This window comes from Saccharothrix algeriensis (genome assembly GCF_016907655.1).
Classification (GTDB): domain Bacteria; phylum Actinomycetota; class Actinomycetes; order Mycobacteriales; family Pseudonocardiaceae; genus Actinosynnema; species Actinosynnema algeriense.
In genome coordinates this window covers 5,708,515-5,723,370 of the sequence record NZ_JAFBCL010000001.1, presented here as the reverse complement: position 1 = coordinate 5,723,370, position 14,856 = coordinate 5,708,515, and the positions used below count along the sequence as shown (strand labels likewise).

Sequence of the window (14,856 nt, the reverse complement as noted above, 5' to 3'; positions counted from 1 at the left end):
TCACGGTCAGGGTGCCGGACCAACTTCCAGCACTTACACCTGCTAGTAGCCGTGTTCTGCTTGCCATACTGGTTGAGCTGGCCGAGGTGGAGGTCCTGGACGGACCTCCGGGAAGAGGTGACCGTGGTTGATGAAATCAGCCGAGACCCGTGGGCGACGCTGGACGAGTTGCTGGGTGTCGAGGTGGCGGACGCCGTCGAGGACGGTATCGGGCCGGTAGCGGGCTACGGCCGGTGCTCGACCGAGGACAACCAGGACCCGGAAACCTCACGCGGGTGGCAGTTCGGCAACGCCAGGAAGTTCGTGGAACCGCTCGGCGGGGTGGTGGTCGAGGAATTCTTCGACATCGGCCAGTCGCGGTCCGTGCCCTGGGAGCGGCGGAGCCAGGCGGCACGGTTGCTGACTGCGCTCAAGGACCCTCATCGCGGGTGGAACGCCGTTGTGGTCGGTGAGGGCACGCGATGCTGGTTCGGCAACCAGTTCTCCCTTATCGCGCCGAAGTTCGCCGCGTACGGAGTCGACCTCTGGGTGCCGGAGTTGGGCGGGAAGTACGACCCGCGGAATCCCTCCCACAAGATGCTGATGAGCGTGCTCGGCGGCATGAGCGAGTCCGAGCGCCAGCACGTCCAGGCACGTGTCCGAGCGGCGATGGACGCCCAGGTGGTCAACGAAGGGCGACACCAGGGTGGGCGTGCCCCCTACGGTTACACGGTCGTGGACGGCGGACCGCACCCGAACCCCAAGAAGGCGGCTGAAGGGTTCCGGCTGCGGCTGCTCGCCCTGGATGAGCCCAGCGCGGAAGTGGTCCGGCGCATCTTCGCCGAGTACCTGGACGGCAACGGCGACCGTGCCATCGCCGCGATCCTCAACCGCGACGGCATCCCGTGCCCGTCACTGCGGCGGCCGGACCAGAACAGGCACCGGTTGGCCGACGGCTGGCAGGGCAGCACCGTACGCGCCATCCTGGAAAATCCCCGGTACACCGGTTACGCGGTGTTCGGTCGGTGGACCCGGCACGAGATGCTGCTCGACCCGGAGGACGTCGCTGCCGGCCACGTCACCCGCTTCCGCCGGTCGAGCCCGGACCGCATCGTCCGGTCACGGCACCCGGCGCATCCCGGGATCGTGCCCGTGGAGACCTTCACCGAAGCCCAGCTCCTCCGGCGGTCGCGTGCGGCAGGAGGAATGCGCGGCATCGCCAAGTTGGAACGCGTGCGGACGAGCGGCAGGCGGCCCTACCCGCTTCGCGGGTTGATCCGGTGCTCTGCCTGCGGTCGGAAGATGCAGGGCGAGCCGATCCGCAAGGGGACCTACTACCGGTGCACGGCTCGCACCCTGGCACCGGGCTCACCGGCGCTCGCCGACCACCCCAAGACGGTGAACCTCCGTGAAGACGTGGTGTTGCCCGCGCTCAACAACTGGATCGGCTGGTTGTTCGACCCGGAGAACCTGGATACCACCATCGCCACCTTGCTCGGCTCGCAGGAAAGCACGCAGGCGGCCGGTGCGAACAGCGCGAAGAAACGGCTCGCGACGGCCGAGGAGCAGTTGAGCCGCTATCAGCAGGCGATCAAAGCGGGCGTCGACCCGGCGGCGCTGGTCGAAGTGATCAACGAGGCTCAGGCGGCCAGGGAAGCGGCCCGCGCGGAGCTGGCCAAGGTCAGGAGCAGCGGGAAGCTGGACGCTGCCGAGGTGTACGCGATGATCGACTCGCTCGGCGACATCGGGGCCGCGCTGGAGGACGCCAAGCCGGAGCGACTGGCCCAGCTCTACGCAAAACTGCAGGTAGAGCTGTTGTACGACCATGCAGAAAAGGCCGTCGTAGTGACGGCCTCACCGCGTGTGGTTAACGAGCGTGTCCGAGAGGGCTTGTTGAACCCCCAAATGTGGGCTTCAGCCCATCCCGGACACCGCCACGGTGCCGCATAAGTCAAGCATAGCAACAACTTCCGCCCACTTTCCAGGTGGGCCACAGCCCACCTCCGATGCGACGTGAATGTCCCGTCCATCACGCATGCGGGTCGAACTTTTGGATATTCCGGGATTAAGTTACCTTCAATCCTTTGTGGACTGCTACCAAATCTCGCATCGCGCCTGTAGGTAAGCGAAGAAGCGTCGTCTCAGCCCGACTCGCGACCGACCGCAGCGTTGACGGTGTGCTGGACGATGGTCAGCGGGTGATCTTCAAGTTCGTTCAGCAACGCATGGGTGTGGGCTTTGATCGGAGTGACCGGGCCGCCGGTTCGGGGCGTTGCAGCCTGGATATTGGCAACATGGCATCCGGTCGAGTTGGTCGAGCGAATCACGAAGCCCACGTGCTACCACCCGTGAGGGCGAGGGCGTGTTCCGCCTGAAGGTCATGTGGCCTGGGCTGCTGGTGTCGGGCACGACCTGGAACAGACCGGTGGAGGTGGCAGCAGGTACCGGTCGTAAAGGTCTACAGCGGCGTCTGGTCCGCCGCAGTAGATCAACCATGAGGTCGTATCCGGACGGTCGTACCTGGTCTGTTGACAGCGCCCCGCTGGATTACCGAGCTCCGGAGGTCGACAAGGTGGCAGAACGGTGCGGGTGGACGATCGGCACGGCGACATGCGAATGTCGGTCACCCCGTGTGCTGGGTTTCTCTGCGGCCCGCGGTTGCGCGGACCCTGGCCGACCGGTGTGTGGTCAGCGTTTGTCGGATGTCGGTGACCGCGTCGCTGGGGTTCGGTGTGTTGGCCAGGGTGTCGGCGATTGCCAGGGGTACCAGCGTTCCGGTGTCGACAAGGCAGTTCTGCAGGGCGGAGATGGCGAGTGTGTCCTGGGTGCCGGTGGCCACGAGGCGAGCCAGCATGGCGGCGGCGGAAGCGCGGACTGTGGGGTGGAGGTCCTGGGCGAGCACGGTCAGGACACCGACCGCCGCAGAGGTAGGCAGGTGAGCGGCTGTGGAAGCGCTCCAGGCACGCTGTTCGGGGCGGCCAGCCAGCAGCTTTGTGACCAGGTCGTGGGGTGTGGCGAGGTGATGGCCGAGTGCGGTGGCCAGTTCGGCGGCGGGACCGAGAACGCCGGGGTGGTTCTCGATCCGGTCGATCGGCGCGATGGGATGGTCGAGCATGACGGTCACGATGTCGACCAGGCGTTCCCGGACTTCCTGGGGCACATGGTCGGCACGGCGTGCCAGGACGATGCAGGCGCCGGTTTTGTCGTCGGCGGTGACCTGTGGCTCGGACAGCAGTGCGTAGAGCGGTTCCCAGCGTGCGACCTCGGGGTGGGTGGTGTTCAGCACTGCCAGCGCACGGCCGAAGTCGTGAATGTAGGTGGAGTAGGAACCGTGCAGCGCGCCGTCGATCAACCCGTGGATCCGGGGTTCGAGCATGCTGATCAGGTCGGCGACGACATCATCGGGTAGGGCGGTGACGTCGCGCAGGGCTGCCAGCGCGTCCAGGGAGTGCTCGTCCCGGATTTCGGTGAGCAGTTGCTGGCGGGCAGTCTCGTCGACCGGTGCGGCTACGGCGAGCAACGCGAGACGCAGGACGTCGTGGTGTGAGGCCGCGGTCGTGGTGGCATGGGCGGCGAGGGCAGGAGTCCACATGTTCTCGGGCAGTGCGTGGACCACGCGGGCCCAGGAGGTGGCGGTCAGTTGGTCGGGCTGTGGGGGCATGGTCAGCACGGTGTCGATGACCGTGAGCTGCTCCGCCGGTGCGGCTGCCGGCACGACTGCGGCGAGTGTGTCGATCAGGCGGTGGCCGGGGCGGAAGGTGGGAGTGGTGCGCTCGAGAAATTCCTGTGGTGCGTGGAGAGTTGCGAGCAGCCAGCCGACGGTGGCGGAGGCGGTGGGGGAGTCAAGGACATCGCCGCCGCGCTGCAGCAGAGTCAGGTTGGCGGGTGCGGTGGTGCGGGTCCAGTGCGCAAAGTCGATCTCGGTCGCGGCGGCGGTGACGGCTGGCGCGGGACCGTCGCTGACCAGGCGCTTGACGGCGATGTCGAGCGCCTTGTGATCGCCGTCAACCCGCAGTGCGTCAAGGAGGATACGTGCCTGCTCCGGGTCGGTGGTGCGACCGACTCGCAGCAGGGCCTGCTTGGTGTTGAGGCTGTGCAGGCGTCGCCAGGCGGCGTGATCGCCCGTGTGGCTGGCCATGAGTGAGGCGGTGAACAGACGATTGTTCGCGACGTCCTCGGCACCGAATACCAGGGCCGAGCGTCGGCTCCAGGTGGTGAACTCGCGATCGATCACGGACGTGGCGCCGGCCGCGATCCGCTGGTAGCGCCACCACACGGAGATGGTGTCCGAGCCGGTGATCACCTCTTGGACGTCGCGGGTGCCCCAGTCGGCGAGGTTGAACAGCATTTGGGTCGCGACACCGGCGATCGCTGTCGCCGTCACGTCCTCGCCGTTACCCAGCCGGACTCGCTGGACGTGGACGGCATCCTCACGTGCCTGGTCGATCCGACCGATCTCCATGCAGGCCCGAGCGTGCTGCACGGTCAACCAGGCGTGGTCGACAGGGAGGCTGTCGTCACGGGCCAGTGCCGCGTCCAGCAGTTCCAGTGCCTGATCCGGCTGTGCCCGCTCCAGCAGCGCCGCGGCGGCGGCCGCGGTCGCCGCCGCACGGGTGAACGGTGTGTCGGCGGTGTCCACGCAGGACAGGAGGTCGTCGATCGCACCTGTCAGGGTGCGTTCGGCCAAGGCCGCCGCGAAGCGCCATCCCCAATCCGATGAGCTGCCCGCCAGCTCGAGACCAGGGACCGGAGGGTGGCGGGCGGCGAACTCCTCGATCATCTGTGATCGTGCCTCGACGATCAGGGCGACGGCCTGCTCGGGACCGATCGCCTGTGTCACCCCGGCGTTGGGGTGCGGGGCCACGAGTCGGGGGGTGAGCAGCGCGTGCCGCAACAAGTTCTTTGGAAGGATCGCGTCGGATCCGGCCCACGCGCTGCCCTCCCAGACCGCGGGCGGTCGTACGGTGCCGGCTGCCGCGAGCAGGGCATCGCGATGTGCCTCGTCGACTGTGCTGTGCCGGGGGACAAGGATCTTCGCGCCACTGCCGGTGGACACGACCGCCTCCGAGGTGACATGCACCCAGTACGAGGTGGCGCTGTCCAGATCGTGCAGGACCAGCAGGTGCGGCAGCGTGTGGGCCAGCCAGTAGTCGACGTGCTTCCGGTCGTCGTCACGAAACCACCAGCCGGTGACCTCGCCGGACCGATCCCGCCGAGACTCGCCGAACCAACTCTCGCCGGTCTTGACCTGAACACCCGCCACCAAGCCAAGGTCGAGCAGCCGATCATCGCGCACGAGCAGGAACAGGTCGGTGCCCAGATCGTGGTCCGGTGCCTTGGCCACCCCCCCAGCCGAGATCCACGAACGCGGCCTCGACCGCGAGCTCACCCCGAACGCCCCTTTGTTTCCTCTCCGGCTGCCGCATCGAACAGTCAATACCACGGACATCCCCTACAGTGGCGGTTCGGCAGCGGCGTGTCCGCCGACCGTTCCCGACCGGGTGGGTGCGGTAGTGCCCCTCCGAGTGCTCGCCGCAAAAGCGGCCGCCCAGGTCGCCGGGCAGGCTCAACTCGTGGTGGATAAGGTCGCAGGTTCCAGCTCGCGTCGTGGAATGCGGGAGGCTCGCCGCAGCCTGTGCCTCCGGCTCGCATGGGAGCGGTCGCCTACCGCACCTGTGGCGGCGTGAGCAGCAAACGGGCTGGGCGTATCCGACAACGACCACGGATCCAACGCGGCGACTGAAATCGGAGTCGCGTCGGCATGATCTTCGCAGTGCACGATTGCGGCCTCGCGTGTGATTGAGTTTCCCCATGGCCCGAGGCGGTTGTTACCTGGCTGCGGTCGCCCTGTGAACCGGCGCCTCAAGTGCTCAACCAGCCTTCGTTGACTGAAGAACGATTTGTAGCCCTCGTAACGCATGGTGCTGGATGCCTGATCCAATTATTCAATGTCGGTTTTCAGTAGTAGCTGGGTCGTGAAGTCGCGTGGAATTTCCATGGAGGATTCTCGGATAGTGCGAACGAACTTGCGTTGCCGTTCTCGGTCCTCTTCTGCGGTACGCGGTGCCCAGGCGAAAGGATCGGTACCCATCGACCAGAAGACGTCGTCGTCGTGTAGTTGGTCGTCGGTGAGCAGGAAGCGGCATCGAGCCGGCATGTCGCGTCGATGGGGTGTCAGTTCGGGGCAGTCGCGCGCAGGTTGGGTTACGGCCAATGCGTCCCATGGGGCTTCCAGGGCCTCCGTGAGGGTGTCCATGAGGCTCAGCGTCCGAGGATCCACTCCGGCGATGCGTCGTTTGACCTCCACCGGTACCAAGTCTCCGTTGGGGAACAGCAGGATCACGTCGGCCTCGCCGACGTCCTTGCCGGTTGTGGGATCGGTGAAGGTGACGCCAGGGTGTGCCCCGACGAGGCCGGTGTAGTCGAACAGTTCGGCGAACCAGCGCAGGACGAGGAGGTGGCCCAGGCTGTCGGTCTCCAGCACCCGGCGCAACGGTTCGCCGAGGCGGTAGGTGAAGCTCAGTCCGTTCGGCGGGAACGGTTGGTCGATCTCGCGGCCGCATCCGATGCACACCACGGGTGGTGGAAGTGCTCCCATGGGCAGCCAGGAGCGTGCGCTGCATGCTGTGCACGTCACGGGCGCCCCTCGCACCAGCAGGTGTCGACGCTCGGCCCACTGCACCCAGCGCGAGGCTGCCTCGGCGTCTCCGCCGAGAGCGGTGCGGAACTCGGTGAACGCCAGGTCGCGCCCTTCTCCGGAAGGGGCGATGGCAGGATCGTCGCGGCCCAGGTCCCGGGCTGCCTGCTCCAGCACTGCGTCCTCGACGCCGAGGGCACGTAATTGCTTGTGGGCGTAGGTCCATCGCTTTTTCCACCACGACATGCCGCTGCGTTCACCGAGCCGGTAGAGCAGGTCGATCAGTGGTGGATGCAGTAGCCATCCCACCTCGTCGATCGATCCCAGCGCGTGGAGCAGCGTCACCGCGGCAAGGCCGGCTTCCGAGGGCTTGGCCAGCAGACCTCGGCTACGGGCGACAGCAGCCAGACAAGTCCACGACGACGGCCAGGCCACCTCGATGCTGTCACCCCGGCGCAGTTGTCCCAACTCGGCTTGGGCGGTATGTGTGAACTGCCCGACAATGACGACTCCGGACCCACTTCAACGGCATTGAAGTGGGAGCGGCCATCGTGTAACGCTGTTGGTGCGGTGAACGACCTGACTGATCAGAAGCGACGTCACAGGACGAATGGACCTGCGGAGCATGAGCCGACCGCCCGACCCCCGCTCGACCACAGAGCTGTACGGACGATGGCAGACGTTGCAGTTGCTCGGGCCCGTGTTCGAACTCCTCAACCGCGCCGCGCCCAGGGCGGACTTCGAACACCGGGGCTACGACTTGGCCCAGCTCGCCCTCCGGTTGATCGACTACGTGGTCCTCCACCAGGCGAGTCTCGACGGCTCGGTCAGCCCGGCCGCTGTCGTGGACCACCTGACGCAGGTGGCGCGGCGGATGAACCCGTCCGATCCCCGTCGGCCATGGGCCAAGGTGGCGAAGTTGGTGCTGGGCACCGTGCTGAACGATGGTCGACCGCATCAGGCGACGTGGGTGGAGCCCGCCGCCGACGACGAGACCGGTGAGCGGACCGAGGCGTTCCGGTTCCGGCTGTTACGCCTGACCGACGGTGATGAGGGTGCCGCCATCACGGCCACCGATCAGGCGATCGTGCTCTACCTGCAAGCGCTCAACACCGACCTCGCCGACCGTGCACTGGCGCTCAAGCTGATGGTCGAGATTCAGATGAAGGCGGGCGAATTCGCCAAGGCGCTCGCGTCGGCGCGGCAGGCGACCAGAACGGCCCAGGGGCTGTCGGCGAGCCTGCGGGAGAGGCTGGAGGACACCCGCCGCGACATCCGGGCCGTGGACTGGCGCGGCGAGATGCCGACGTGGCTGACGGACGTTCTGGCCCAGCTGTCGACGCAGCTCGAACGGGATCGACAGCTTCGCGACCTGGCCGAGCGGTCCAGCGCCGACCCGGCGGCACGGGACACGTGCCGGGAGATCGTGCGCGAGGTCAGGCGCGGAGAAGACGTGTGGTTGCGGTTGGAGCGGTACGTCCAACGGGCGATTCCGGTGTTCCTCGCCGCCCAAGAGGTTCAGCGGTTCCAGCCGCGTGGCCTCGCAGCGGCAATTGACCTTGCGCGAGACGTGCTGCGGCCACTCCTCACTGCGGACGACGACTCGTTCGCGGTCTCTGCGGACGAGGTGGCGGCGGGCGTCGCACCACCTGTTGTCCCTTCCTGCTGGGGGATCGACGAGCTGTGCTCAGTGCTGCTGCGCGCCCCGGCGATCCGGGAACAACCCGAGCCGGAGGTCGACGATCCCGGTGATCTCGGAGACACCGTCGGCGACTCGGTTCCCGACGACGTGGCCAGGTGCGCGGCCGACATCCTCGCTGCGGCGGCGCACCGCCCGACGCGGCTGTCCGAGCTGCTCGCCGTCGCACGTTCCCGAGCGGCGGAGGTCGACGACCCGACCCGGCTGCTGGACGTGGTGTGGGGCGCTTCGCTGTGGGTGTTCGTCACAGGAGACGACACCGCGCCCGACGACCGGCCGCGCAGTGAAGACCTCGCAGCCGCTCTGGCACCCTTGGTCGCGCTCGACCAAGGCATCCCTCTGGTAGACGACCGCTACCGCGGTCCCGACCTCGTGCTCGCCACATCGGTGGCGCTCGACCGGATGGACCTCGATGCGAGCGGAGCCGCATGAACCTCGCCGACGTAACCAGCGCCGCACTGCTCATTCGATTCGCGCTCGGTCCAAAGGAACGCCCGACGACGGGCAGCCCGTACCGCGCGTTGCTGGACCGCTACGTAACGGACACCGGGTTCGCCGAGATCGTGTCGCGCGTCGCCGACGGCCTCGGACTGGACCTGCGACAGCCCACACCGCTGGGCCTGCTCGTATCCGGACGCGGGGACGGCCCGTTCGCGGTCACCCTGGAGAACTCCGGTCTGCCTATCCGCACCGGCCAGAACCGGCTCCAGGACCGGCGTTGCTTCGGCCTCGTACTGGTGGCCGTCGCGGCCTTCGCCTACCCGAACGGTGAGGCATTGATCGAGACCGGCAGCCCGACCGTCCGCCCGGTCGACCTGGAGCGCTTCCTCGACCGCAACATCGGCGCGGTCGTCGAGGCCGCAGCCGGCGTCGAGGATGAGTTGGACGGGCAGCTCGGCGAAGCCGCACGGATGTGGCAGGACCTGCCGGAGGTGCTGCCGGCCCAGCACGGCGGTCTCAAGCGCGATTGCCGTCGCGACTACGTGCTCCGCACCCTCGAATTCCTGGTCACGACGGGGCGGGCACGTCGGGAGCCCTCCCTCGACGACGAGCGGGGCAAGGCGTACATGCTCAACGACCGGTTCCGGGTGGGGCTGGCCGAGACGACCGAATCGTTGGTGTTCGCGGCCCTGGCGCGCGGCTCCGAGCAGGAGAGCGACTGATGTTCCGGCTGCGAAGGCTGTACCTGGACTCCATCGGTGTTCCCGAGAACCGGTTCTCCGACCTGTTGGTCGACCTCACCGACGTGGCCGGCGAACCCTGCGACGCCATCGTGTGGCTGCGCAACGGCGCGGGCAAGACCACGATGCTCTCACTGCTGCTCGCACTGATTCTGCCCGACCGGCGCGACTTCCTCGCCACTCGGACGAAGAAGCGCACGTTGGAGGATCTGGTCCAGGCGAAGGACACGGCGCACGTGGTGGCCGAGTGGGCGGACCCGGCCGGCAACCTGCTGTTGACCGGCGCCGTCTACGAGTGGGATGGCCGGGTGCGGCCGCGCGACTACAACGGCCCCGGGAAGGACAAGCTCCGGCGCAGTTGGTGGTGCGTCCACCCCGACCCTTCCGTGGAAGGCTCGACCCTCGACGACCTGCCGTTCACCCTGCGCACTGGCGGAAGGTACGACCGCGAGCGATTCCGGTCGCACGTCAACGAGCTGGCCGCACTCGGCGCGAACGCCGTGGTGGCCGACCAGACCATCGGCGAGTGGCACAACGCGCTGCGCGAGCGCAACTTCGACCCCGATCTGTTCCACTACTTCACCGAGGTGAACGCTGCCGAAGGTGGTATCGACGGGCTGTTCGCCGAGATCGACTCCCCCGGCGCGTTCGTGCGCTACCTGTTGCGCTTCGTCGGCGACAAGCAGCGGGTGGCCCCGGTGCGCGAATTGCTCGCCGACACCGCCGCCGAGATCGCCAAGCGTCCGGTCTACCAGGCCGAGAAGGAGTTCTGCACCACGGCCGCGCCCAAGGTCGTAGCGCTGGGTGAGGCCCACCAGGCCGTGGTGAAAGCCTCGAACAACCGCGATGGGGTATGGGTACGTGCCGCAGGCTTCAAGCGCGCTCTGCACCAGGCGGAGGAAGTCGCCCAGGGCAGGCGTGACGAGGCGGCCCGGTTGGTTGAGGATCTCAGCGGGAGGTTGACCGACCTGAAAGGTGGCGTCGACGCCGCCCGCAGGCGGCGCGACGAATACCGCAGGATCGCCGTGGACTTCCTCGTCCGCTCCGCGAAGACCCGGCTCGCTGAAGCGCAGGGCGAGGTGGACGCGGCAGGTTTGGAAGTGCGCGCTTGGGGCGCGGTGGAGGACCATCTCGTCCTGGAAGTCGCGAAGGCCAGGTTGGCCACGACGAAGGACGCCCTGCTCGACACGGCCGATCAGGTCGAACCGCTCGTCCGCAGGGCGGAGGCCGCGAAGGCCCTCGTGGCCGGTGCGCTGGAGAACGAGATTGCCAAGGCCGATCGCTCACTCGAAACGATGAGATCCGCTCTCGGTGACGCTCGCAGCATCAGGGTCAACGCGCAGGCGGAACTCGACGCCGCGAACGAGCGGCTCGCCGCACTGAAGAGTGAAGAAGATTCGCTCCACGACCACATTGCGCGTTTCCAGGCCGAGAAGCAGCAGCTGGTGACCGAGGGGATCATCACCCGGGACGAGGGCATCGACGCGGCCGAAGTCCGGTGGCGTGAGGAGGAACGAGCCGCTCGGCAGGACGTCGAGCGGCTGCGGGCTGCTCAGGTGACCGCACTGGAGAAGATCAGTGCCTGCGAGAAGCGGTTGACACTGGCCCGGGCCGGGACGACCAAAGCCCGCGACGTGCATCAGCCCCTCGCGGAGGACCTCCGCTGGCTGACGCGGCGAGCTGCGGAGTTGGCTGATGACGCACGCCTGCGGGAACTGCTCCAAACCGACCTGGTGGACCTGACACACGGTGTCGACGACGTCCTGGATGTGCTCGCCGGTGCCATCGCCGCTGCCGATCACCGAGTGATCAACGTTCGGGAGGAACGGGCACGGGACGAGCGCGCGATTCTCAGCCTTGAGCAAACAGACCTGCTGCCACCGCGCCCCGAGGTCGAGAAGGTGCTCCACGAGTTGAACCGGCAGGGGATCACGGCGCACTCCGGGTGGCACTACCTCGCCAAACACGTGCCGGCAGACGAGCACACCGCCGTCATCGCGGAATTGCCCGACGTGGTCGACGGTGTGGTGGTCTACGGCGACCCCGCCGGTGCCGCAGCCAAGATCACCACGGCGGTGGAGGACGTGGTCGTCCTGGCTCCGGCGACGGCCTTCGCCCACCGCGGAGAGCCACGTGTCGTCCTTGGCCCGGCGCGGGCCCAACACGACCCCGACGCGGCGTCAGCGGAACTGGAGCGTCGACGCGGCCGCCACACCGCGGACGGCGAGCTCCTGGCGGGGTTGACCGAGCAGCGCGGGCGCGACGCGGCCCGGATCGCGCGAATCGAGGCGTTCGTCGGCGACCTGCCCGCTGACGGCATTGACGGCCTGCGCGAGCGCACCTCCGCCGCCGAGTCCGCACTGGCACGAGCCCGTGAGCACGAGGACACCGTGTCGGAGGAGCTGCGAACGATCCGGGAGGGCGCGGACGAGGTCGCCGGCCTGCTCGCTGACCGAAGGGAGCAGCTCGCGCGGATCGGGGCGGTCCTTCCACGGGTGGCGGCGTTGGCCGCTGGTGAACGGGACGTCGCGGAACCCGCGAAAGCCAGGCTGGCGGCGATCCCGGACGAGCGCTCCCGGGCCGCGGCCCAGGCCGGCCAGGCCGAGAGGCACCGCGAGGACGCGGCTCAGATCATCGAGCAACTTGCCACGGACATCCGTGAGCTGGACCGGCGGCGAACCGAGTGGACGGGACGACGTGAAGGACTGCCCCGACCGGCCACCCCTACCGACCTGGCGCTGGAGGCAGCCGAGACCGTCGATGCCGAAGCCCAGCGCCAGTTGCGGGAGGAGTTCCCGGAACGAGAGCTGCGCAGGGCAGTGGAGGACGCCGAACGGGAGGTCGTCAAGGTCGGCAGGGCGTGGAACATGCACCCGGAGAAGGTGCAGCGATCTGCCCTCGAACTGGTCGCCGGTGAGGCATCTGCGGATCACGACCTCCGCGCCCGCGCCGCCGCCCGCGCCGCCGAGCGCCTCGAACGCGCCAACCAGGCGGTCGGTGCCGCTCGGACTGATCTCGATACCGCCAGGCGGAAACAAGCCGAAGCGCCCGTGAGCAAGCTCCGCAGCACGGACGAGATCGAGCAGCCCGTTGACCAGGAGCACGCCGAGCGGTTGGCCGCGGAGGCGGAGGCGGAGGCGTCGGAGGGGCAGTTGAAGCTGGGACAGACCGAGAAGGACCGTGATGCTGCGGCCGACGCGGTCCGCGAGGCCGAGACCCGCGCCGGTCTCCTGCGCGACCAGGCCGACAAGCTGCGCCAGGTCGCCGCGGCCGACCAGCCGTCCGGAACGGTTCCCGACGACGACGAGGAGACCCGGACCGTCGTCGGAAACCTCGTCGCGGAGCTGGAGAAGGTGCAGGAGGCATATGTGGCAGCTGATCACGCCCGCACTGCGGCCGTGCACGACCTGCGGACTTGGGCCGGGCAGGACCGCTTCGCCACGGTCGCGGAGGACGAACACGGGCAGGCCGTGCACCGCCTGCGCGAGATGTTCCGGGGCGAGCACGTCATCGAACGCGTGGCGGCGCTGGCCGGTGAGCTGGCCTTCGACCTGGAAACGAGAGAGAAGGCCATCGCCCAGCAGCTCGACCAGGTCGAGACCCACAAGAACAACGTCGTGGTGAGGTTGAGCGACCTGGTCGCCGATGCCCTCGCCCTGCTCAACCGCGCCTCCGCCCTGTCCGAACTGCCGGAGGGCATCGGCCGCTGGGAACACCGGAAGTTCCTGGTGGTCGAAGCACGCAACCGCCCCAACCGGGAACAGGTCGTCCTCCGGGTCGGGGAACTGGTGGACCGCATGGTCCGGAGTGGCCGCATCGAGTTGGACGCCGTGGAGCTGCTGTGGCGTGCGACGGAGGCATCAGTCGTCGAGGGATTCAAGGCAACCGTGCTCAAGCCTTCGCCCGATCAGCCAATCGGGCGAACCCCGGTGGAGGAGATGCGCAAGTGGTCCGGTGGTGAGAACCTCACCGCCTCGCTGGTGCTCTTCTGCGTCCTCGCCCGACTGCGCGCCGAGCAGCGCACCGGCGCCAAAGCCGGCTCCGCGGGTGGCGTGGTGCCCTTGGACAACCCCCTCGGCAAGGCCAACTACCTGCCCTTCCTCGAACTCCAGCGCAAGGTCGCCCGGGCCAACGGCGTCCAGTTGGTGTTCTGGACGGGTATCGGCGACCTTGGGGCCGTTACGACCTTCCCCCGGATCGCAGCCATGCACAAACGGTCGTCCACCACGCGTGAAGGTCGCGCGTACGTGCAGGTCGATGACAACAACTCGCAGGTCGTCGACGTGGTGTCGGCGGTACGGCATGAACCCTGAGAAGGCCATCGCGGACGCCATCGCTCTGGCGGTGGAGAAGTCACGTGTCCGTCGCGTACCCCTCCAAGCCATCCTCGTCGCCGCCGCGTCGGTCGATCGAACTGCTGCCGCCACAGTGGGATGGAGGAGCCGTGTGCTCACGGCTCTCGCCACTCTGGCTGCTGAGGGGCGAGTTGAACTGCCACGGACCAAGCTGGATCGCTCAGCCCATCCTCCACTCCCCCTCTACGTGACGAGGCCCGCGCCGCTCCGTCCCGAGCGAACTCCGAGACCACCCGTGGTCTGGCATGCGGAGTTGGCGTGGGCGGCCCGGCTCTTCGACGAGGACCTCCTGAGCCCTGCCGAGTTGTCGTTCCTCGAGGCGGTCAACAACTGGCTACCGAAGCGCAGGGCAGTACGGGTACCGGTGCGCGAGCGCTCCTTGGAGGTTCTGGGCGACGAGAAGGAGTTGGAAGCCTGGATGCTCGGCCCGCTTTTCAGTCCAGGGAGGCTCACCCTCGAACTGCTCGAAACCTACGCATGCTGGCCGCCGGTGGAGCAGACAACGCTTGGCGACCGATCGTGGTTGGTGATCGAGAACTACACCACTTACCGCTCAATCAGCGACCGAGCGGAACAGTTGGGGTTCGACGGTCGGGTCGTTTGGGGCTCGGGCAACCAGGTCGGGACCCGCCTCGCGGCCTTGAGCACGATGGCACCTGCGCCCACGGCCTGCTGGTACTTCGGCGACATCGACACGGGAGGTCTGCGAGTCGCCAAGCTGGCCGAGAGCCGTGCTGCGGAACTGGCCCTGCCACCGGTCATACCCGCACGTGGGCTCTATCGACTCCTGCTTCACCACGGAGCCTCACGACCGTCGAACACAGCACGCCCGACGGCCGCCCTCGTCGCGTGGGCGCGAGCGTGGTTCGACGAGCCACTGGGGGAGGCCGCGACTTCTGCGGTCGCTGATGGTAAACGCTTGGTCCAAGAGTATGTCGGGGTCGAGGTGCTGTCCGGGACCACGCTGGCTGACTGGTTCGACGAGCCCGAGTCGTTGACGTAAGG

General features: G+C 67.8%; 8 protein-coding genes. 5 read left to right on the top strand and 3 right to left on the bottom strand.

Annotated elements, in window-relative coordinates; genetic code table 11:
• The first annotated feature begins 123 nt into the window (after window positions 1-123).
• Window positions 124-1,929, top strand: coding sequence for a recombinase family protein (locus JOE68_RS26115; RefSeq protein ID WP_307819904.1), 1,806 nt, complete (start codon window positions 124-126; stop codon window positions 1,927-1,929).
• A 191-nt stretch (window positions 1,930-2,120) separates the two neighbouring features.
• Here the strand turns inward: JOE68_RS26115 and JOE68_RS26110 are convergent, their stop codons facing one another.
• The 3 genes from JOE68_RS26110 to JOE68_RS26100 all read right to left on the bottom strand — a co-directional run bounded on the left by JOE68_RS26110 (window position 2,121) and on the right by JOE68_RS26100 (window position 6,961).
• Window positions 2,121-2,315: a hypothetical protein gene (locus JOE68_RS26110; RefSeq protein WP_204844926.1), complete on the bottom strand. Its 195-nt coding sequence runs from the start codon at window positions 2,313-2,315 to the stop codon at window positions 2,121-2,123.
• Window positions 2,316-2,602: 287 nt separating this feature from the next.
• The gene (locus JOE68_RS26105) at window positions 2,603-5,323 is read right to left on the bottom strand and encodes a DUF4365 domain-containing protein (RefSeq protein ID WP_204844925.1); all 2,721 of its coding nucleotides are present in this window, start codon (window positions 5,321-5,323) and stop codon (window positions 2,603-2,605) included.
• Window positions 5,324-5,920: 597 nt separating this feature from the next.
• Window positions 5,921-6,961 carry a hypothetical protein gene (locus JOE68_RS26100; RefSeq protein WP_204844924.1) on the bottom strand — a complete coding sequence of 347 codons (1,041 nt, stop codon included), beginning with the start codon at window positions 6,959-6,961 and terminating at the stop codon, window positions 5,921-5,923.
• Between the two features lie 355 nt (window positions 6,962-7,316).
• Between JOE68_RS26100 and JOE68_RS26095 the strand changes: the two genes are divergently transcribed.
• From JOE68_RS26095 to JOE68_RS26080, 4 genes are read left to right on the top strand one after another with little or no spacing between them, the layout of a single operon-like run.
• A complete protein-coding gene (locus tag JOE68_RS26095) occupies window positions 7,317-8,747 on the top strand; it encodes a hypothetical protein (RefSeq protein ID WP_204844923.1) in 1,431 nt (476 codons plus the stop codon).
• Window positions 8,744-9,478, top strand: a complete 735-nt coding sequence (locus JOE68_RS26090) for a hypothetical protein (RefSeq protein WP_204844922.1) — start codon at window positions 8,744-8,746, stop codon at window positions 9,476-9,478. Before JOE68_RS26095 ends, JOE68_RS26090 begins: the two co-directional genes overlap by 4 nt.
• On the top strand, window positions 9,478-13,809 hold the full coding sequence (locus JOE68_RS26085) for a coiled-coil domain-containing protein (RefSeq protein WP_204844921.1): 4,332 nt from the start codon (window positions 9,478-9,480) through the stop codon (window positions 13,807-13,809). The genes JOE68_RS26090 and JOE68_RS26085 overlap by 1 nt, the downstream gene beginning before the upstream one ends.
• Window positions 13,799-14,854 (top strand): Wadjet anti-phage system protein JetD domain-containing protein, encoded by a 1,056-nt coding sequence (locus tag JOE68_RS26080; RefSeq protein ID WP_204844920.1) that lies wholly within the window; start codon window positions 13,799-13,801, stop codon window positions 14,852-14,854. The genes JOE68_RS26085 and JOE68_RS26080 overlap by 11 nt, the downstream gene beginning before the upstream one ends.
• Window positions 14,855-14,856: the final 2 nt, after the last annotated feature.